Source organism: Sphingomonas sp. BAUL-RG-20F-R05-02 (assembly GCF_022662305.1).
GTDB lineage: Bacteria > Pseudomonadota > Alphaproteobacteria > Sphingomonadales > Sphingomonadaceae > Sphingomonas.
In genome coordinates, this window is record NZ_JAKNQH010000001.1 from 383,041 (window position 1) to 402,477 (window position 19,437).

14 protein-coding genes are annotated in these 19,437 nt (G+C 66.7%); 11 read left to right on the plus strand and 3 right to left on the minus strand.

What is annotated here, in order from left to right; genetic code table 11:
• Nucleotides 1-62: 62 nt before the first annotated feature.
• Together L8F97_RS01815 and L8F97_RS01820 are read right to left on the minus strand one after the other, a co-directional pair.
• Entirely contained in the window at nucleotides 63-410 is a 348-nt protein-coding gene (locus tag L8F97_RS01815; RefSeq protein ID WP_242146286.1) for a hypothetical protein, read from the minus strand.
• Nucleotides 411-481: 71 nt separating this feature from the next.
• On the minus strand, nucleotides 482-961 hold the full coding sequence (locus L8F97_RS01820) for a peroxiredoxin (protein ID WP_242146287.1): 480 nt from the start codon (nucleotides 959-961) through the stop codon (nucleotides 482-484).
• A gap of 96 nt (nucleotides 962-1,057) precedes the next feature.
• Here L8F97_RS01820 and L8F97_RS01825 point away from each other — a divergent pair, with 96 nt between their 5' ends.
• The 9 genes from L8F97_RS01825 to trxA all read left to right on the plus strand — a co-directional run bounded on the left by L8F97_RS01825 (nucleotide 1,058) and on the right by trxA (nucleotide 14,822).
• Nucleotides 1,058-1,618 (plus strand): YqgE/AlgH family protein, encoded by a 561-nt coding sequence (locus tag L8F97_RS01825; protein WP_242146288.1) that lies wholly within the window; start codon nucleotides 1,058-1,060, stop codon nucleotides 1,616-1,618.
• 297 nt (nucleotides 1,619-1,915) lie between these two features.
• Nucleotides 1,916-3,331, plus strand: coding sequence for an adenosylhomocysteinase (gene ahcY / locus L8F97_RS01830; RefSeq protein WP_242146289.1), 1,416 nt, complete (start codon nucleotides 1,916-1,918; stop codon nucleotides 3,329-3,331).
• Nucleotides 3,332-3,477: 146 nt separating this feature from the next.
• Entirely contained in the window at nucleotides 3,478-5,838 is a 2,361-nt protein-coding gene (locus L8F97_RS01835; protein WP_242146290.1) for a sensor histidine kinase, read from the plus strand.
• 2 nt (nucleotides 5,839-5,840) lie between these two features.
• Nucleotides 5,841-6,293 carry a tRNA (adenosine(37)-N6)-threonylcarbamoyltransferase complex ATPase subunit type 1 TsaE gene (gene tsaE, locus L8F97_RS01840; protein WP_242147093.1) on the plus strand — a complete coding sequence of 151 codons (453 nt, stop codon included), beginning with the start codon at nucleotides 5,841-5,843 and terminating at the stop codon, nucleotides 6,291-6,293.
• The gene (locus L8F97_RS01845; protein WP_242147095.1) at nucleotides 6,290-7,255 is read left to right on the plus strand and encodes an aminoglycoside phosphotransferase family protein; all 966 of its coding nucleotides are present in this window, start codon (nucleotides 6,290-6,292) and stop codon (nucleotides 7,253-7,255) included. The genes tsaE and L8F97_RS01845 overlap by 4 nt, the downstream gene beginning before the upstream one ends.
• A complete protein-coding gene (locus L8F97_RS01850) occupies nucleotides 7,252-8,013 on the plus strand; it encodes a nucleotidyltransferase family protein (RefSeq protein ID WP_242146291.1) in 762 nt (253 codons plus the stop codon). Before L8F97_RS01845 ends, L8F97_RS01850 begins: the two co-directional genes overlap by 4 nt.
• Complete coding sequence (gene addB, locus L8F97_RS01855) at nucleotides 8,006-10,984, plus strand: double-strand break repair protein AddB (protein WP_242146292.1); 2,979 nt, start codon at nucleotides 8,006-8,008, stop codon at nucleotides 10,982-10,984. The genes L8F97_RS01850 and addB overlap by 8 nt, the downstream gene beginning before the upstream one ends.
• Nucleotides 10,968-14,423, plus strand: coding sequence for a double-strand break repair helicase AddA (gene addA / locus L8F97_RS01860; RefSeq protein ID WP_242146293.1), 3,456 nt, complete (start codon nucleotides 10,968-10,970; stop codon nucleotides 14,421-14,423). The genes addB and addA overlap by 17 nt, the downstream gene beginning before the upstream one ends.
• Nucleotides 14,424-14,498: 75 nt before the next feature.
• Nucleotides 14,499-14,822 carry a thioredoxin TrxA gene (gene trxA / locus L8F97_RS01865; protein WP_242146294.1) on the plus strand — a complete coding sequence of 108 codons (324 nt, stop codon included), beginning with the start codon at nucleotides 14,499-14,501 and terminating at the stop codon, nucleotides 14,820-14,822.
• A 91-nt stretch (nucleotides 14,823-14,913) separates the two neighbouring features.
• On the opposite strand, the gene argJ is transcribed toward trxA, so the two are convergent.
• Entirely contained in the window at nucleotides 14,914-16,143 is a 1,230-nt protein-coding gene (argJ, locus tag L8F97_RS01870; protein WP_242146295.1) for a bifunctional glutamate N-acetyltransferase/amino-acid acetyltransferase ArgJ, read from the minus strand.
• A 141-nt stretch (nucleotides 16,144-16,284) separates the two neighbouring features.
• Here argJ and L8F97_RS01875 point away from each other — a divergent pair, with 141 nt between their 5' ends.
• On the plus strand, nucleotides 16,285-16,548 hold the full coding sequence (locus tag L8F97_RS01875) for a hypothetical protein (protein ID WP_242146296.1): 264 nt from the start codon (nucleotides 16,285-16,287) through the stop codon (nucleotides 16,546-16,548).
• Between the two features lie 115 nt (nucleotides 16,549-16,663).
• Complete coding sequence (secA, locus tag L8F97_RS01880; protein ID WP_242146297.1) at nucleotides 16,664-19,393, plus strand: preprotein translocase subunit SecA; 2,730 nt, start codon at nucleotides 16,664-16,666, stop codon at nucleotides 19,391-19,393.
• Nucleotides 19,394-19,437 lie beyond the last annotated feature (44 nt).

Genomic DNA, 19,437 nt, shown 5'->3' on the forward strand with positions numbered 1-19,437 from the left:
CCACCGGGGCTATAACAGCACCGTTACGCTGGCAAGGCAGCGTAACGGTGCTGGCAATGGGTTCAGGCTTTCGACTTCGCCTTGCCGGCCTGCGCAGGCTCGTCGTCTTCGAGCAGCTTCGATACGCCGAACGCTGCACCGGCGACGGTAGCGGCAACGCCGGCGCCGATCGCTGCTGCGGCAACAGGATGTTCCTTCACCGCTTCGATCGTGGTCTCGACCGCCTGGCCGATCGCGTCCTTCGCCTGAGCGTATAAGGACGAGGAGGTTTCAGTCACGGTCTTGGCCGCATCCTGAGCAGCGGCGGTTGCTGTCTTTGCGGCTTCCTGCGCGCTCGTGGTCGCTGAGTGCAGGATCGAATCGGTCTTGGCCGCGGATCCGTTGGTGGCTTCGCTGGTAGTGTCGGTCATGGAACAGCCCTCCTTGCTTCACCGAAACAAACGGCTTGCGGGCGAGAGCGTTCCATGACCGCAACGGCTTATCAGATCTCGCTCAGCAGATATTCCGCAGCAGAAACCTTGAACTCGCCCGGCGCTTCGACATTGAGCTGTTCGACCACACCGTCGTTGACGAGCATCGAGAAGCGCTGACCACGCGTGCCCATGCCGAACTTCGCGGCATCCATGGTCAGGCCAAGCGCGGTGACGAGATCTGCGCTGCCGTCGGCAAGCATGGTGATGCCGTCCGCGCCCGCATCCTTGCTCCACGCAGCGAGCACGAACGGATCGTTGACGGCAGTGCAGGCGATCTCATCCACCCCCTTCGCCTTCAGGTCGGCTGCCTTGTCGATATAGCCGGGCAGGTGGCGAGCCGAGCAGGTTGGCGTGTAGGCGCCGGGTACCGAAAACACCGCGACCTTGCGGCCCGCGAAATACGTGTCCGAGCTGACCTGATCGGGGCCGTCTGCGGTGACCTTGGTGAGAGTGACGCTTGGGATGCGGTCGCCGACGCTGATCGTCATGAAATTCTCCGATTGAGGATGGGGCACCGATTAGGTCGGCGTATCGGACAACGAATTCAAGCGTGACGCGCACGGAACGGCGGCTATTATCCGAGTATGGAATCGGCCGCTTTTCTCACGGGGCAGCTATTGCTCGCGCTTCCCGGCATCGGCGATCCGCGCTTCGAACGCGCGGCGATCGCGATGTGTGCACATGACGAGAATGGCGCGATCGGGATCGGCACCGGGGCGTTAATCGCCGATCTGGGCCTGCACGAACTGCTCGCGCAGTTCGAGATCGAGCCCGGTCTTGCACCCGATGCGCCGGTGCATTTCGGTGGTCCGGTGGAGCCGCAGCGCGGCTTTGTTCTGCATAGCTCGGATTGGGCGGGGCAGGACACGATCGACGTCGCCGGCCGCTGGTCGCTGTCGGGTACGATCGATGTGTTGCGCGCGATTGCCGAAGGCAAGGGGCCAAGCCGCTGGCTGGTCGCGCTCGGCTACGCCGGCTGGGGCGCGGGGCAACTGGAGGGAGAACTCACGCGCCACGGATGGTTCAATGCACCAGCCGATGCAGACCTGCTGTTCGGAAGCGCTCCGGCTAAGCGCTGGGAGAGCGGCTTCAAGCGCATCGGCATCGATCCGCGCATGCTCGGCAGCGAAACCGGGAGGGCTTAGGCGGCTGCGTCGCTTTCTTGCGCAGAGAGGTGCAGTTCGCCCTCGCGCGAGCCGTGCGGTCGCGACATGGCTGCGCAGGATTTCGGCGACATGGGGGAAATTGCAGCCACCTGCGTCTGTCGCCGCCGTCGGGGTAGATCGTCGAATCGTTAGTAGATGCGGACAGCGCCGCGAGATGGGACGTAGCGACGACCTTTGCACACGAAATCCTGATATAAAGATATCTTTATGTTTGATCCTCTAGCGAACCCGCGCTACGGGGCTGCGCATCCAACCGCGTTATTCGGAGACTCCCACGTGGCCACCGTACTCGACCGCAAGAACGACTATGTCGTCGCCGACATCAGCCTCGCCGATTATGGCCGCGCCGAAATCAACATCGCCGAAACCGAAATGCCGGGCCTCATGGCGCTGCGCAGCGAGTTTGGCGCGTCCGCTCCGCTGAAGGGTGCGCGCATTACCGGATCGCTGCACATGACGATCCAGACCGCCGTGCTGATCGAGACGCTGACCGCGCTCGGCGCCGATGTCCGTTGGGCGACCTGCAACATCTACTCGACGCAGGACCATGCCGCCGCCGCGATTGCCGCGACTGGCGTGCCGGTGTTCGCGATCAAGGGCGAGAGCCTGGCGGATTACTGGGATTACGTCGGCTCGATCTTCGATTGGGACGATGGCACCGGGCAGACCTGCAACATGATCCTCGACGATGGCGGCGACGCGACGATGTTCGCGCTGTGGGGCGCCAAGCTCGAGGCCGGCCACACCATGCCGGAGCCCGAGAACGAGGAAGAGGTGGAGATGCAGCGCGCGCTCAAGGCGTTCATCGCCAAGAAGCCGGGTTACCTCACCGAGACGGTCAAGAACATCAAGGGCGTGTCGGAAGAGACCACCACCGGCGTTCACCGCCTGTACGCGATCTCGAAGAAGGGCGAGCTGCCGTTCCCGGCGATCAACGTCAACGACAGCGTTACCAAGTCGAAGTTCGACAACCTGTACGGTTGCAAGGAATCGCTGGTCGACGCGATCCGTCGCGGCACCGACGTGATGCTCGCTGGCAAGGTCGCCACCGTCGCCGGCTTCGGTGACGTCGGCAAGGGTTCGGCCCAGTCGCTCCGCAACGGCGGCGCGCGCGTCCTCGTCACCGAGATCGACCCGATCTGCGCGTTGCAGGCGGCAATGGAGGGCTTCGAGGTCGTGACGATGGAAGAGGCGGTCACCCGCTCGGACATCTTCGTCACCGCCACCGGCAACGCCGACGTCATCACCGCCGATCACATGAAGGCGATGAAGAACATGGCGATCGTCTGCAACATCGGCCACTTCGACAGCGAGATCCAGATCTCCGCGCTGTCGAACTACAAGTGGACCGAGGTCAAGCCGCAGGTCGACCTGGTCGAGTTCCCAGACGGCAAGCAGATCATCGTCCTGTCGAAGGGCCGTCTCGTCAACCTCGGCAATGCGACCGGCCACCCGTCGTTCGTGATGTCGGCGAGCTTCACCAACCAGACGCTGGCGCAGATCGAGCTGTTCACCAAGGCCGAGAACTACGGCAACGACGTGTACGTCCTGCCGAAGCATCTCGACGAGAAGGTGGCGGCACTGCACCTCGAAAAGCTCGGCGTGAAGATGACGACGCTTTCGCAGAAGCAGGCCGACTACATCGGCGTGCCGGTCGAAGGCCCGTTCAAGCCCGACCATTACCGCTACTGATCTCGCGCTCGCGAGATAGCGGAAGGGGCCGTGGAGCGATCTACGGCCCCTTTTTCGTTGCCGTAGTTTGCGTTAGCCCGGCGTCACGCTAGGGCTTGCGATCAGCAAGGGAGCCGCGACGACGTGCCGATGATCAGGGGCCTGCAATGAACGGCACATCGACGCTTGAGCTGGTGCTGTCGGGCGTGGTGCTGGCCGCGCTGATCGTCGCGACCACATGGGCGCTTTTCGTCGGTCTGCGTGCGAGGCGCGATGCCGCGGAAGCGCTGGACCAAAACGTCCGACTGGCGGCCCTGCTGAAATCCTCGCCGGCGCTCGTAGTGGTGGTACGTGCGGACGGGCGGCTCGACGCGTCGGAGCGGCTTGGCGAGTGGCTCGGGCTGGCGACAACGCCGCGCTACGTCGCCGATCTGGCGGGGGACGGCACAGCGGGTTTCGGCCCTGCCGACGCGCGCGGCCTCGCCGACGACATCGCCGCCGCGCAAAAATCCGGCCGAGGCTTTACCAGATCGGTGCAGGCACAAGGTGCCGCCCGTGCGCTGCTGATCCGTGGGGCCAAAGCCGCGGGCGATCTTCGCGCGCCCGGCGGCGTGGTGCTGTGGTTGTTCGACGCAACCGACAGCCTGTCAGAAATCGCGCGATTGAACGACGAGGTTGCCGCCGCGCACCGCGCGTTCGACGTACTGACCGGCCTCATCCAGGCCGCGCCGATGCCGATGTGGTATCGTGGGAGCGACATGCGGCTGGCGATGGTCAACAGCCATTACGCGGACGCGGTCGATGCCGCCGATCCCGAGGACGCGGTTGTGCGGGGGCTGGAACTGGTCGAGAGTGGGGGGCTCGGCGGCCCGCTCGCCGGGGCGATCGCCGCGCGGGAGAGCAGCCGGTTGCAGGTCAAGGCGATGCCCGCGACGATCAAGGGCGAGCGGCGGATGTTGCGCGTGTACGACGTGCCGATGCCGGATGGCGGCGTTGCCGGCTTTGCCGTCGACGTCGAGGATCTCGAACAGGCGCGCGCCACGATCAAACGGCTTGGGGACACCGAGCGCGCGACGCTTGACCGACTTTCGGCCGGGGTCGCGCAGTTCGGGTCGGACCGGGCGCTGATCTTCTTCAATCAGCCATTCCAGCGGATTTTCGGGATCGGTAGCGACTGGCTGGCGGACTCGCCGGAATTTGATCGCGTGCTGGAACGCATGCGCGAGGCGAACCGGCTGCCGGAGGTGCGTGACTTCCCCGGCTGGAAGGCCGAGCGGCGTGCTTGGTTCGTTGCGACCGGCGGCGCGATCGAGGAGCAATGGCACCTGCCCGGTGGCGTTCATCTGCGCGTCGTCGCGCAGCCGCTGCCGGATGGAGGGTTGCTGCTGATCTTCGAGGACCGCACCGAGCAGGTCCAGCTTGCCAGCGGAATGGATACCCTGTTGCGGGTGCGGGCGGCGACGTTCGAGAACCTGTTCGAGGCGCTCGGCGTGTTCGCCGCCGATGGCAAGCTGCAACTGTGGAACAACAAGTTTCGGACCTTGTGGAATTTCGATGAGGCGTTCCTCGCGACGCACCCGCGCGTCGATGCGCTCGCGGAAGTAGCGGCCTCGCAACTCGCCAATCCGGATCGGGCGGCGCTGATCGGCGAATTGGTTCGCGCCGCCACGGTCGAGCGGCAGCAGCGCGGCGGACAGGTGCGTTTTGCCGATGGGCGCTATTTCGAGTTCGCGGCCGTGCCGCTGCCCGACGGCAACGGGCTTTTCACGATGCTCGACACCACGGATCGACGCCGTATCGAGACTGCGTTGCGCGATCGCAACGAAGCGCTGGAAGCGGCGGATCGCGTCAAGACGTCGTTTGTCGCCAACATGAGCTACGAATTGCGTACGCCGCTCACGTCAATCAGCGGGTTCGCGGAAATGCTGAGTGCGGGTTACGGTGGTAAGCTCGGCGACGACGCGACGACCTATGTCGAGGCAATCATGGATTCGGTGCAGCGTCTCGGCGCCTTGATCGATGATGTTCTGGATCTCACGCAGAGCGACACCGCCGATCCCGTGGTGGTGCGCGACGAGGTCAATCTGGTGCCGCTCGCACGCGGCGCCGCGCAGACGATCCAGTCGATGGTCGAGAGGCGCGGGTTGGAGTTCGCGGTCGAGGTCATGCCGTCCGCCGGCGTCGTGCGTGGCGACGGCAAACGCATCCGGCAGGTAATCGAGCATCTGCTCCGTCATGCCGTTGCAGGCACGGCGACGGGGGGACGCATCCTGCTCCGCGTCGACGGCAATTCGAGCGGCGCCCGGATCGTCGTGTCGGACGATGGCGCTGGCATGAGCCGGCAGGCGGTCGCTCGCGCGTTCGATCGCTTTGCCCAACCGGAGGTGACGCGCGATGGCGAGCGGGCGCTCGGCCTTGGCCTGCCGCTCGCCAAGCAGTTCGTCGAAACGCACGGCGGCACGATCGAGCTTATGTCGGAGCCGGGCGAGGGGACAGCCATCACCGTGCTGCTGCCGCGTAACCGATGAGGATGGAGTTGCCCGATGAAGCGGCGAGCGCCGCGTTCGGCGCGCGTCTTGCCGGATTGGTGCAGCCGGGCGACGTCATCACGCTGACCGGAACGCTTGGCGCGGGCAAGACCAGCATCGCGCGCGGTTTGCTCGCCGCACTGGGTCTGGAGGGTGAGGCACCGTCGCCCAGCTTCGCGATCGTGCAGCCTTACGAACCGCCTGAAACCAGGATGCCGGTGCTGCACGTCGACCTCTATCGGATCGAAGAACCGCAGGAGATCGCGGAACTGGGCTTGGACGAAGCGCTGGCGGACTCGGTGCTGATCGTCGAATGGCCGGACCGCGCGCCCGGCGCATGGCCGCATGCGCTGGCGCTCACCCTGGATTTCGCCCCCGGTGGCGGCCGCCGCTTGACAGCGCAGGTGCCGGCGGCATGGAAGGCGCGATGGCCCTTTCCCCTGTATCCAACATGATCCCGCCGCCGCAAGCGCGCGACTTCCTGCGCGCGCTAGGCTGGGGTGACGCCGAGATCCTGCCGCTTGCCGGTGATGCGTCGTTCCGGCGATACTTTCGTGTCGTCGAACCCGCGCGCCGCGCAGTGCTGATGGATGCGCCGCCGCCTCACGAGGATCCGCGCCCATTCATTGCCATTGCCGGCTGGTTGGCCGAGCGCGGCTTCCACGCACCTGCGATACTCGGCCGCGATCTCGCCAACGGTCTGGTGCTGATCGAGGACTTTGGTGACGAACGGCTGTGCGAAACCGCGGATGCAGAACCGGAGCGGCAGCGTGATCTGTACGGCGCGGCGGTCGACATCCTCGTCGGTCTGCATCGCCACCATGCCGGTGACGTACCGCCGTACGATGGTGCCGTGCTGCACCGTGAAGCCGATCTGTTGGTCGAATGGTATTGTCCCGCCGTTGGGATCGAGCCGGATCGTGCCGGCTATACGGCTGCCTGGGACGCGGTGTTCGACCTTGCCCGCGCCAGCCGGCCGGTGATGGTGCTGCGGGATTACCATGCCGAGAATCTGATGCTGACCGAGCAAGGCTTTGGCCTGCTCGATTTTCAGGACGCACTGGCCGGACATCCGGCTTATGATCTCGTGTCGCTGCTTCAGGATGCGCGGCGGGACGTACCGGAGGCGATCGAGACAGAAATGCTGGAACGCTACCGCGTGGCTACGGGGGCCGACGCGGCATTCGACGCTGCCTACCGCGTGCTGGGCGCGCAGCGGAATGCGAAGATCATCGGCATCTTCACGCGGCTTTGGAAGCGAGACGGCAAGCCGCGCTACCCTGCGCTGTGCCCGCGCGTTTGGGCGTATCTCGAGCGCGATCTCGCGCACCCCGATCTCGCGCCGGTGAAAGCTTGGTTCGACGCGCATATCCCGCCTGAATTGCGCGGCGATCCGATGGTGGTCGCACAGGCATGACCGCGAAGAAGACGCTCGCGCTGCGCCCGGTGCCGGACGCGATCGTGCCTGAAACGGCGATGGTGATGGCGGCGGGGCTCGGCAAGCGCATGCGCCCACTGACCGCCACGCGGCCCAAGCCGCTGGTCGAGGTGGCGGGCAAGCCGCTGATCGACCATGTGCTCGACCGGCTACGATCGGCAGGGGTGAAGCGCGCGGTCGTCAACGTGCATTATCTCGCCGACCCGCTGGAGGCGCATCTGCGCAACCGGGTGAAGGGGATCGATATCGTCGTTTCGGACGAACGCACTGAGTTGATGGAGACCGGTGGCGGCCTCGTGCAGGCGCGCGACCTGATCGGCGACAAGCCGTTCGTGGTGGCGAACAGCGACAATCTCTGGATCGACGGGCCGAGCGACGCGATCCGCTTGCTCGCGCGACAGTGGGACGACGAGCGGATGGACGCGCTGCTGCTGATGGTGCCGCTGGCGCGTGCGCATAATCATAGCGGACAGGGCGACTTCCGCCTGGCACCGGACGGACGGATCACCGGCTGGCGGATCCCCGGCAAGCCTGCGCCGTTCGTCTTCACCGGCGTGCAGATCCTGTCGCCGCGCGTGATCCGTGATTGGCCGGCGGGGCCGTTCTCGACCCGGTTGTTCTGGGAGCGCGCGATCGAAGCGGGACGTGCCTTTGGCATGGTGCACCAGGGATTATGGTTCGACGTCGGCTCGCCCGCCGCGATCGGCAGGACCGAGGCGATCCTTGCCGATGGCTGAGCGGGGCCAACCGCAACTCTATACGATCCCGGCCCACCGCGCGTTCGCTGATGCGCTGGCGGCGGGCTTGATCCGGCAGTTCGGGGCAGATCCGCTCGGGCTGGCGCGGGGTTTGGTGCTGCTGCCCAACAACCGCGCCAAGCGTGCCGTAACTGACGCGTTCGTACGGGCGAGCGGCGGCGGGCTGCTGCTGCCGCGCATGGTGGCGATCGGCGATCCCGCGCTGGACGAGGCGGTAGGCGCGGCGCTCGACCCTGCCGACGCCGTTGATCCCGTGCCGCCGGCAGTCGCGCCGATGCAGCGCCGGCTAATCCTCGCGCGGCTCGTTGTCGAGGAGCGCGCACGGACCCGCCAGCCCGTCGACGCGGCCGAGGCGGTGCGATTGGCTGGCGATCTCGCCCACACGCTTGATCAGTTGCTGGTGGAGGAGGTGGCGCCACGGGCGCTTCGCGAGATCGACCTGGGCGAGGAACTTTCGGCGCACTGGCGGCGCGCGCTCGACCTGTTCGAGATCGTGCTGGACCGCTGGCCGGGCGAACTGGCGCGGCTTGGCTGTATCGATCTGGCGGATCGGCGCGCGCGGCTGCTCCGTCGGCTCGCGCTGCGCTGGAAGGATACGCCGCCCCCAGGTTTCGTGTGCGCGGCCGGTGTCACTGACACTGCGCCGGCGGTGGCCATGCTGCTACGGCGGGTCGCGACGATGCCGCGCGGAATGGTGGTCATCTCCGATCTTGCGACCAGTATGGAGGACCAAGAGTGGCAGGCGCTCGGCCCCCACGCGCCCGACCCGGGGACCGGCACACGCAAGCGCTCGATCGAAACGCATCCGCAGTTTCACCTCAAGCTGCTGCTCGAACGGATGGGGTTCAATCGCGCGGAGGTGATGCGCTGGCGCGACGCGAGCGAGTTCGACGCGACGCCGGCGCGCGGCACAGCCATCGCCAACGCACTCGCCCCCGCTGATTTCACCGGCAAGTGGACGGATTTGCCCGCTGCCGAACGCCGCCTCACCGGGATCGCCGCCGCCGAACTCGCCACCCCGGCGGAGGAGGCGCAGGCGATCGCGCTGGCGTTGCGGGAGGCGCTGGAAACGCCCGAGCGTACCGCAGCGCTCGTCACGCCGGATCGGGCATTGGCGCGGCGGGTGGCGGCGCATTGCGGGCGTTGGGGGATCGAGATCGACGATAGCGCCGGGCGGCCGCTATCGATCCTACCGTCGGGTACGTTGCTGCTCGCGCTCGCCGATGCCGCCGCGCAACGCTTCGCGCCGCTCGCGTTGTTGACCTTGCTCAAACATCCCTTGGTGTGTGCCGGCGAGGGGCGGCGGCCTTGGCTTGACGGCGCGCGCAAGCTCGACCGGGTGTTGCGTGGCCCGCGTCCGGCGGCTGGACTCGACGGGATCGACGCGCACCTCGCTGATGCACCCAGGCGCGAGGTAGCACGGCGTGCTTCTGCGGCGGCATGGTGGCCGCATGCGCGTGCGCTGCTCGCGCCGATGGAGCGGGTGTTCGCGGGCGGGGAGCAGCCGCTCGCCGCTCTGGTGGCGGCGTTGCGCGAAACGGCACAGGCGCTGTGCGGGGACTTCCTCTGGAGTGGTCCGGCCGGGCGCGCAGCATCCGACTTTCTCGCCGGTCTCGAAGTGCGCGCCGCTGAGGGGCCTGCGCTGGTCGACCCCGATTCGCTCGCGGCGTTGCTGCGCACCTTGATGGATGAGATCGCGGTTAGGCCGCCGCAGGGTGGTCATCCGCGTCTGGCGATCTACGGCCTGATCGAGGCGCGGCTGCAGCCGGCCGACCTGATGATCCTCGGCGGGCTCAACGAAGGTGTATGGCCGGGGCAGAGCGCGCCTGACCCGTGGCTCGCGCCGCGCATCCGGGTTGCGCTCGGGCTGCCGGGGCAGGAGCGTGGTATCGGCATGGCGGCGCACGATCTGGCCGGAGCGCTCGGTGCACCGCGGGCACTGCTAACACGCGCCCGGCGCGATGCAACGCAGCCTGCGATCGCCTCGCGCTTCTGGCTGCGGTTGCAGGCTTTGGCGGGCGAGACTTGGGCGCGGGGCCGCGCACTACCGCTGGAACGGTGGACGCGCGATCTCGACGATCCGGCCATCCATGAACCCGCCGACCAGCCCGCGCCAGTGCCGCCTGCGCTGCTGCGCCCCAAGAAGATCGCAGTCACCGACGTCGATCGCCTCAAGGCCGATCCCTATGCTTTCTACGCGCGTGCGATCCTGCGGCTGAGCGCGCTCGATCCGGTCGATGCCGACCCAAGTGCGGCGTGGCGCGGCACCGCCGTCCACGCGATCCTGGAGGAATGGGCGCGTGAGGATGCGTGCCACCCGGACAAGCTGCACGATCGCGCCCGCGCAATGCTCAACGACGAGCGCACGCACCCGATGATGCGCGCTTTGTGGCAGCCGCGGCTTATGCAGGCGATCGACTGGATCGCGCTTACGATCGCCGAACAGGGCGAGGCGGGTCGCAGCGTGATCGCGGTGGAGCGGCGCGGCAGCATCGACATTGCCGGCGTGACGCTGAACGGCACGTTCGACCGGCTCGACCGGATGCCGGACGGCACGCTGGCCGTAATTGATTACAAGACCGGCACGCCGCCCTCGCCGGCCGCGGTACGCGCCGGGTTCAGCCTGCAACTGGGGTTGCTCGGGCTGATCGCCGAACGCGGCGGCTTTGAAGGCATTAGCGGGGTTACGCGCGGCTTTGAGTATTGGTCGCTCGGCAAACGCAGCGATCAGTTCGGCTACGTCACCTCGCCGGTCGACCCGGCGGGCAAGAACGATAAGATTCTTCCTGAACAGTTCACCGCCATCGCCGCCGAGAATTTCGCGGGCGTGGCCGGCCGCTGGCTGACCGGCAGCGAGGCGTTCACCGCCAAGCTCCACCCCGAGTTCGCCCCTTACAGCGAGTACGACCAGTTGATGCGCCGCGACGAATGGTATGGCCGTGAGCGATAGCGGCAGCTTTTCCGCGCTGCCGCCGTTGAAGGACGATCAGGCACGGGCGAGTGCGCCGGACGGGCACGTCTGGCTGTCCGCGTCGGCGGGCACGGGGAAGACGCAGGTGCTGACCGCGCGGGTGTACCGCTTGCTGTTGCGCGGCGTCGATCCGTCGGCGATCCTGTGTCTGACCTTCACCAAGGCGGGCGCGGCGGAGATGGCCGGGCGGATCGGCGCACGACTGGCGGCGTGGGTGCGGATGCCGGAGGCGCAGCTTGGCAGCGACCTGATCGCGCTGGGCGAAGATCCAACCCCGGAGCTGCGGGCGCGGGCACGGACGCTGTTCGCCAAGGTGCTGGATGCGCCGGGCGGCGGCATTCGCATCCAGACGATCCACGGCTTCTGTCAGAGCCTGCTCGCGGCCTTTCCGGTCGAAGCTGGACTGACGCCCGGCTTCCGGCCGATCGAAGCGCGTGAGGAAGCGGTGCTGGCGCGCGAGGCTTTGGCGGAACTGCTGGTCGAGGCGGATGGGCAGGGCCGGACCCGTCCGATCGAAGCGGTCGGTGCGCTCAGCGTGCGGCTGGGCGAGGGCGAGGCGGAGAAGTTCCTGATCGCCTGCGCGCGTGCGCCCAAGGCGATGGCGGCGCTGCCGGGGACGTATGAAGGGGTGGCGGCGTTCGTGCGTCGGCAGCTCGATTTGCCGGCAGGTGATGTCGAGGCGGCGATCGTCGCGGGGTGCGGCGACGATGCGTTCGATTGCGACGCCGTCGCGCGCCTCGCCGCCGCCAACCGGGCGTGGGGGACCGCGACCGGCGGCAACCACGCCGACGTTGCCGAATGTTGGGTCGAGGCGAGTGCGGAAATGCGGGCGCGCATGCTGATCGACCTTGTGGGCGTGCCGTTCACCGCCAAAGGCGAGCCGCGCAAATATTCCAAGAAGCTGCTCGATGCCGATCCGGACTATGCTGAACTCGCGCAGGCGGTCGGCGAGGCGGCGACCGCTCTGCTGTCCCTACGGCATCGGGCCGTTTATGCCGGCCTGCTCGCCGATGCGCTCGATGTCGGACGCGATTATGCCGCTGCCTATACGCGCGCCAAGCGGCGGCTGGGGGCGGTCGATTTCGACGATCTCATCGCTGCGACGATCGACCTGCTCGGCCAGCCCGGTATCGGCGAGTGGGTGCGCTTCAAGCTTGATCGCGAGACCTCGCACATCCTGATCGACGAGGCGCAGGACACCAATCCGGAGCAATGGGCGATCATCGGCGCGCTCGCCGACGAATTCTTCGTGGGCGAGGGCGCGCATGGCGGCGCGGTGCGCACGTTGTTCACGGTGGGCGACTTCAAGCAGGCGATCTTCGGTTTTCAGGGTACCGATCCGCGCTTTTTCGGGGCGGCGGAGGAGCGTTTTGGGCGTCTTGCGCGTGGCGCATGGGCGGCGGCGGAGGAAACGCGCCGGCGCGGTGGCGAGACGTTCGCGGGGGCGTGGAACCGGCTGTCGCTGACCCAATCGTTCCGCTCGACCCGACCGGTGCTGGAGTTCGTCGATGCCGCAATGGCGGGACTGCCCGAACCCGGCCTCGGCGCGGTCGCGCAACTGGAGCGCCACGCGAGCGAGGTGCCGGGGCCGGGCACGGTGACACTGTGGCCGCTGGTCGTCGCGGGTGGCAGCGACGAGGATGAGGAAGGTTGGATCGCCGATTCCACCCGCGAACTCGCCAAGCGGATCGCGCGCACGATCAAGGGCTGGATCGGCACGCTGATGCTGGAAAGCAAAGGCCGCCTGCTGGAGCCGCAGGACGTGATGATCCTGGTGAAACGGCGCGGCGACCTTGCCTCGCTGATCGTCGCGCGGCTCTATGCGGAAGGGGTGCCGGTGGCGGGCGTCGACCGGCTGCGGCTGAACGCGCCGCTGAGCGTGCGGGATTTGCTCGCCGCGATCCGTTTCGTGTTGCAGCCGGAAGACGATCTGTCGCTGGCGTCACTGCTCGTCTCGCCGCTGATCGGGTGGTCGCAGGAGCTGTTGCTGGAGGCGGCGCCGCGTGAGTCCGAAAGCCTGTGGCGGCATCTCGATCGTGAACGGCCGGATGACCTCGGGCCCCTTCGGGCAATGCTCGACCGGGCCGACATCGCCACGCCGTACCAGTTTCTCGAGGAACTCCTGTCGGGGCACCTTGGCGGGCGACGGGCGCTGCTGCGGCGGCTGGGGCAGGAGGCGCGTGATCCGATCGAGGAACTGCTCACCGCCGCGCTGCAGTTCGAAACGCAGGGCACGCCGTCACTGCAACGTTTCCTCGACTGGTTCGATCGCGGCGAGGTCGAGATCAAGCGCGACCCGTCCGCGCCGCTCGACGCCGTGCGGGTGATGACCGCTCACGGCGCCAAGGGGCTGCAGGCACCGCTGGTGATCCTGGCGGACGCGGCGGTCGATCCCACCAAATCGCCGCGCAACACGCTGAAATGGCCGGTTGACGACATCGACGCCGCACTGCCGATCTTCCGCCCGCGCAAGGAGGAAGCGGGGCCGCTTGCCGAGCTGATCGAGCAGACCGCGCAGCGCGAGCTGGAGGAGCATTGGCGGCTGTTCTACGTCGCGGCAACGCGCGCGGAGGAACGGCTGGTGATCGCCGGGTCGCTCGGTCCGCTCGCCAAGGGCGAGCCGCCGCCCGCAAGCTGGTACGCTGCCGCCGCGCAGGCGATGGCGGATCTCGGCATCGCGGCGGCAGAGGATGGCGCACGCGATTACCTCGGCTGCGGTGACCTGAAGCCGGTCAAGCGGCGCGAGCGCAATGTGGGGATGGCTGATCCCCACGCACCTGTGCCGGATTGGGCGTATCAGGCCGCGCCAATCGAAGCGCGGCCGCCGCGTCCGCTCGCGCCATCGTCGCTGGGCGACGATGCGGTGGCCGATCCGCCACCGACGCCCGCGATGCGCGATGCGGCCGAGCGTGGGCGGCTGATCCATGCGCTGTTCGAACGGTTGCCGGCGGTGCCGCCGGAGGGCCGCGCAGATGCTGCCGAGCGGTGGCTGGCGGGTGGGGGCGGTGTCGCCGACGCCGGGGTGCGGGCCGAGATCGCGACGACGGTGCTGACGATCCTTGCCGAGCCGGCATTTGCCGCCTTGTTCGGCCCCGATGCCCTGTCGGAGGCGCCGATCGCGGCGGTCGTGGGGGACGGTGTGGTGGTGTCGGGCACGGTCGACCGTCTGCTCGTCACGCCGGAGCGGATCACCATCGTCGATTTCAAGACCGGGCGACGCGCGCCGCTGTCGCTGGCGGAGGTGCCGCCCTACCATGTCCGGCAGATGGCGGCCTATGTCGAGGCGCTCGGCGTGATCTTTCCTGGTCGATCCGTGGAGGCGGCGTTGCTGTATACCGGAGCGCCGATCCTGCTGGTACTGCCGCCGGCGCTGCTGGCGGAGCACAAGCCGCGCTTTGCTGTCACGCAGCAAAGCTAGCTGCAAAGAGTGACCGTAACGGGTTGAGCCGGGCGGATGGGCGTCTTACGTTGGTGCAAACAAGGAGACTTCATCATGGCCACCAAGCAGATTACGGATTCCAGCTTCGACACCGACGTGCTCAACGCCGACGGCCCCGTGCTGGTCGATTTCTGGGCGGAGTGGTGCGGGCCGTGCAAGATGATCGGGCCGAGCCTGGAGGAGATCTCCGAGGAGTTGGGCGAGCAGGTGACGATCACCAAGCTCAACATCGACGAGAACCCCGATGCGCCGGGCAAGTACGGCGTGCGCGGTATCCCGACGATGATCCTGTTCAAGAACGGCGTGCCCGCTGCAACCAAGGTCGGCGCCGAGCCGAAGGGCCGACTGAAGGCCTGGCTGGAAGGCGAACTCGCCTGATCATCCGACAGCGCGCCTGAGTTGTCGACCAGCGCGCGCTTCGCTCTATGTTGCGGACGGCACACTCTTGAAAGTGCCGTCCGTTGCGCGCTTAGCTCCGATAGTCGGCGTTAATCGAAATGTAGCCGTGGGTCAGGTCGCAGGTCCAAACGGTGGCGCGCCCTTCGCCGAGGCCGAGATCGACACCGATCTCGATCTCGTGACCCTTGAGGTGCGCGGCGACGGGCGCCTCATCATACCCCTCGCTTGCCAGGCCGCCGCTCGCGACCTGCGTGTTGCCGAACCGGATCGAAAGCAGGTCGCGCTCCGCCGGCTCGCCCGCCTTGCCGACCGCCATGACGACCCGTCCCCAATTGGCATCCTCGCCGGCAATTGCGGTTTTCACCAGCGGTGAATTGGCGATCGACAGCGCGACGCGGTGCGCGCTGCGGTCGCTCTCCGCGCCGGTCACCTGGATCTCGATAAACTTGGTCGCGCCTTCACCATCGCGGACCACCAGATGGGCGAGTTGCAGGCACAGGTCGGATAGCGCCGCGCGGAACGCATCCGCGCCGGCATCTTCCGAACTGGCGATCGGGGCATTGCCGGCCTTGCCGGTCGCGAACGCCAGCACCGTGTCGCTGGTCGAAGTGTCGCTGTCGACGGTGATGCACGAGAAACTGGTGCGGTTGGCCTCCGCCAGGGCGGCCTGCAGGAAAGCTGCATCCACTGCCGCGTCGGTGAAGATGAAGCCGAGCATCGTCGCCATGTCGGGCGCGATCATGCCCGAACCCTTGACGATGCCGACCAGCGTCACCGTGCGGCCATCCACAACCGCCGTGGTGACGGCACCCTTGGTGAAGGTGTCGGTCGTGCTGATCGCCTGCGCCGCATCTTCCCAACCGCAGGCAGGTGCAGCCAGTGCGGCGTCGATCCCGGCTTCGGCCTTGTCGATCGGCAGCGGCACGCCGATGACCCCGGTCGAGGCGACGAACACGTCCGATGGCTGGCAATCGAGTGACCCGGCCGCGCGTGCTGCGATCGCCTCTACGGCGGCACGGCCGCGCCCGCCTGTGAATGCGTTCGCATTACCGGCGTTCACCACCAATGCGCGCGCAGCACCGAGCGTCAACGCTTTGCGACACCATTCCACCTCGGGGGAGGGGCAGCGGCTCTGCGTCGTCACGCCCGCGACTGTGGTGCCGGGATCGAGCCTGACAAAGGTCAGGTCGCAGCGATCCCATGCCTTGTACCCCGCGCGAGCGACATGCGCGGTCACTCCGGCGATTGGCGGCAAGGCAGGGAACGCGGCGGGCGCGAGTGGCGAGCGGGCATAGGTCATGTGCCGTTCCTTAGATCGTGATCGGCTGGACACAAGACCTATGGCGACGGTGCCGGAAGATGATCGCGGTCGCGCTCGATCCGTCACGCACATCGCTCGGCTGGACGCGTGCGTCGAACCGCTTTAAAGCCCACCCCGACTATGGAGTTCCTGCTCTTCCTCTGTGCCGCGCTGTCGGCGCTGACCGGTGCGATCACCGGCAGCCGCTCGCCGGATCTCGACGTTCAGATCGAGCGCGTTTCACAAGGCGCCGGTACCGTTGCGACGGCGGCGGTGCGGACGGTGGCCGCGATCGTTTGGGCCCAACGCGCCCCCGCGCTTCTTGCGCTGCGGAACACCGCGACACCACGTTCTTTCTCGTTCGACGACGGCATTTCCGCGCGGGGCGAGCGTCGGCGCGAGTAACCGCTCGGCGGCGCGGTTCTCGACGTTTCAACCTCGCGCACGACATCCCTTTCGACAGCATTGCAGCCGGGCTCGCCCCGTGCGCGACCACTCTTGAATATATTGGACACACCCCATGCTCGGCGGCCTTGCCAAAACCCTGTTCGGTTCCTCGAACGAACGCTACGTCAAATCGCTCGGTACGATCGTGAACAAGATCAACGGCTTCGAGCCCACGATCTCCGCGATGTCGGACGAACAGCTCTCCGCGCAGACGATCGCCTTCCGTGAGCGGCTGGGGAACGGCGAAACGCTCGACAGCATCCTGCCGGAAGCGTTCGCGACCGTTCGCGAGGCCGCCAAGCGTACGCTCGGCCAGCGGCATTACGACGTGCAGATGGTCGGCGGCATCGTCCTCCACCGCGGCGAGATCGCCGAAATGCGCACCGGCGAGGGCAAGACGCTGGTGGCGACGCTCGCGACCTATCTCAACGCGCTGCCCGGCACGGGCGTTCACGTCATCACCGTCAACGACTATCTCGCCGCGCGCGATGCCGGCTGGATGTCGCAGGTGTACAGCTTCCTCGGGCTGACGACGGGCGTGATCGTGCCGAACCTCAGCGACGAACAGCGCCGCGCCGCCTATGCGTCCGACATCACGTACGGCACCAACAACGAGTTCGGCTTCGATTACCTGCGCGACAACATGAAGTACGATCGCGGCTCGATGGTGCAGCGCGCGTTCAACATGGCGATCGTCGACGAGGTCGATTCGGTGCTGATCGACGAGGCGCGCACGCCGCTCATCATCTCCGGGCCAACCGACGACAAGACCGATCTGTACCGCAGCGTCGATCTGGTGGTGAAGCAGCTCGCGCCTGAGGATTACGAGAAGGACGAGAAGCAGAAGTCGATCATGCTCACCGAGGATGGCACCGAGAAGGTCGAGCGGATGCTCGAGGCGGCGGAGCTGCTGGAAGGCGCGAACCTTTACGATTTCGAGAACACGCAGGTCGTTCACCACGTCAATCAGGCGCTGCGGGCGAACATGATGTTCAAGGCGGACACGGATTACATCGTCAAGGACGGCAAGGTCGTCATCATCGATGAGTTCACCGGCCGCATGATGGACGGCCGCCGCTGGTCCGACGGCCTGCATCAGGCGGTCGAGGCAAAGGAAGGCGTCACGATTGAGCCTGAGAACCAGACGATGGCCTCGGTCACTTTCCAGAACTATTTCCGCATGTATCCGAAGCTTGCCGGCATGACCGGCACGGCGGCCACGGAAGCGGCCGAGTTCTACGATATCTACAAGATGAACGTCGTGACGATCCCGACCAACGTGCCGGTCAAGCGCGTCGACGAGGAAGACGAGTTCTACAAGGATACGCAGGACAAATTCCAGGCGATCGCCAAGAAGATCCGCGTCCATGCAGAGCTGGGTCAGCCGGTGCTGGTCGGCACCGTGTCGATCGAAAAATCCGAACTGCTGAGCGAGTTCCTCGTGCAGGAGCAGGTGCCGCACAAGGTGCTGAACGCGCGCTTCCACGAGATGGAGGCGCACATCGTCGCGCAGGCGGGACGCAAGTCGGCGGTGACGATCGCCACCAACATGGCTGGACGCGGCACCGACATCCAGCTCGGCGGCAACCTAGAGTTCCGTATGCTCGACGAGCATCCCGATCTGGCCGAGGGAACGCCCGAGTACGAGGCGCGCGCCGCCGAGATCAAGCAGGAGATCGCCGCCGAGAAGAAGGCGGTGCTCGACGCCGGTGGTCTGTTCGTGCTTGGCACCGAGCGGCACGAAAGCCGCCGTATCGACAATCAGTTGCGCGGCCGTTCGGGGCGCCAGGGCGATCCGGGCCTGTCGCGCTTCTATCTCAGCCTCGATGACGATCTGCTCCGCATCTTTGGACCGGACACGCTGTTCGCGCGGATGATGCGCTCGAACATCGGCGACGGCGAAGCGATCGGGTCGAAGTGGCTGTCGAAAGCGATCGAGACCGCGCAGAAGAAGGTCGAGGCGCGCAACTACGATATCCGCAAGCAGGTCGTCGAATATGACGACGTGATGAACGATCAGCGCAAGGTAATCTACGACCAGCGCTCCGATATCATGGACGCCGACACCGTCGGCGACGTTGTCGAGGACATGCGCGCCGAGACGGTCAACGCGATCGTCGGTGAAGCCTGCCCGCCGGGAACCTACCCCGAGCAATGGGACATCGCGGGCATGAAGGAGAAGCTTCAGACCCAACTCAACATCGCGCCGCCGATCGACGACTGGTTGGCCGAAGAGGCGATCGATCCCGAGATCGTCGAGGAGCGCGTTCGCGCCGCCGCCGATGCGCAGGTGGCGGAGAAGGCCGGAGCACTCGCCCCCGAGACGTGGGTGCAGATTGAAAAGTCGATCCTGCTCCAGAACCTCGACCACCACTGGAAGGAGCATCTCGCCACGATCGAGGCGCTGCGTCAGGTCGTTCACTTGCGCGCCTATGCGCAGAAGACGCCGATCAACGAGTATAAGCAGGAGGCCTTCCAGCTATTCCAGCGGATGCTCGACATGATCCGGGAGGAAGTAACCCGCACGATCGCCTATGCCGAGTTCCAGCTCGAGCCGGTACCTGACCTGCCGCAACTGCCGGATTTCATCACCACGCACTTCGATCCGTTCACCGGTGAGGACGACAGCTACACCTTCGACGGTGGCCATGTGACAAGCGCTTTACCGACGCTGTCGATCCCGCGGCCGGACGGTCACGAAATCGGTCAGGATCCAGCGGAGTGGGCTGGCAACGTCAGCCGCAACGCACCGTGCCCATGCGGGTCGGGGCTCAAGTACAAGCACTGCCACGGGCAGGTCTGAACCGAATTCGGCGGAGTCCGGTTCGGGCTCCGCCACTGGCCGGC

Coding starts and splice junctions, on each gene's coding strand:
- L8F97_RS01815 (WP_242146286.1), bottom strand. CDS start 410: ATGACCGACACTACCAGCGAAGCCACCAACGGATCCGCGGCCAAGACC.
- L8F97_RS01820 (WP_242146287.1), bottom strand. CDS start 961: ATGACGATCAGCGTCGGCGACCGCATCCCAAGCGTCACTCTCACCAAG.
- L8F97_RS01825 (WP_242146288.1), top strand. CDS start 1,058: ATGGAATCGGCCGCTTTTCTCACGGGGCAGCTATTGCTCGCGCTTCCC.
- L8F97_RS01835 (WP_242146290.1), top strand. CDS start 3,478: ATGAACGGCACATCGACGCTTGAGCTGGTGCTGTCGGGCGTGGTGCTG.
- tsaE (WP_242147093.1), top strand. CDS start 5,841: ATGGAGTTGCCCGATGAAGCGGCGAGCGCCGCGTTCGGCGCGCGTCTT.
- L8F97_RS01845 (WP_242147095.1), top strand. CDS start 6,290: ATGATCCCGCCGCCGCAAGCGCGCGACTTCCTGCGCGCGCTAGGCTGG.
- L8F97_RS01850 (WP_242146291.1), top strand. CDS start 7,252: ATGACCGCGAAGAAGACGCTCGCGCTGCGCCCGGTGCCGGACGCGATC.
- addB (WP_242146292.1), top strand. CDS start 8,006: ATGGCTGAGCGGGGCCAACCGCAACTCTATACGATCCCGGCCCACCGC.
- addA (WP_242146293.1), top strand. CDS start 10,968: ATGGCCGTGAGCGATAGCGGCAGCTTTTCCGCGCTGCCGCCGTTGAAG.
- trxA (WP_242146294.1), top strand. CDS start 14,499: ATGGCCACCAAGCAGATTACGGATTCCAGCTTCGACACCGACGTGCTC.
- argJ (WP_242146295.1), bottom strand. CDS start 16,143: ATGACCTATGCCCGCTCGCCACTCGCGCCCGCCGCGTTCCCTGCCTTG.
- L8F97_RS01875 (WP_242146296.1), top strand. CDS start 16,285: ATGGAGTTCCTGCTCTTCCTCTGTGCCGCGCTGTCGGCGCTGACCGGT.
- secA (WP_242146297.1), top strand. CDS start 16,664: ATGCTCGGCGGCCTTGCCAAAACCCTGTTCGGTTCCTCGAACGAACGC.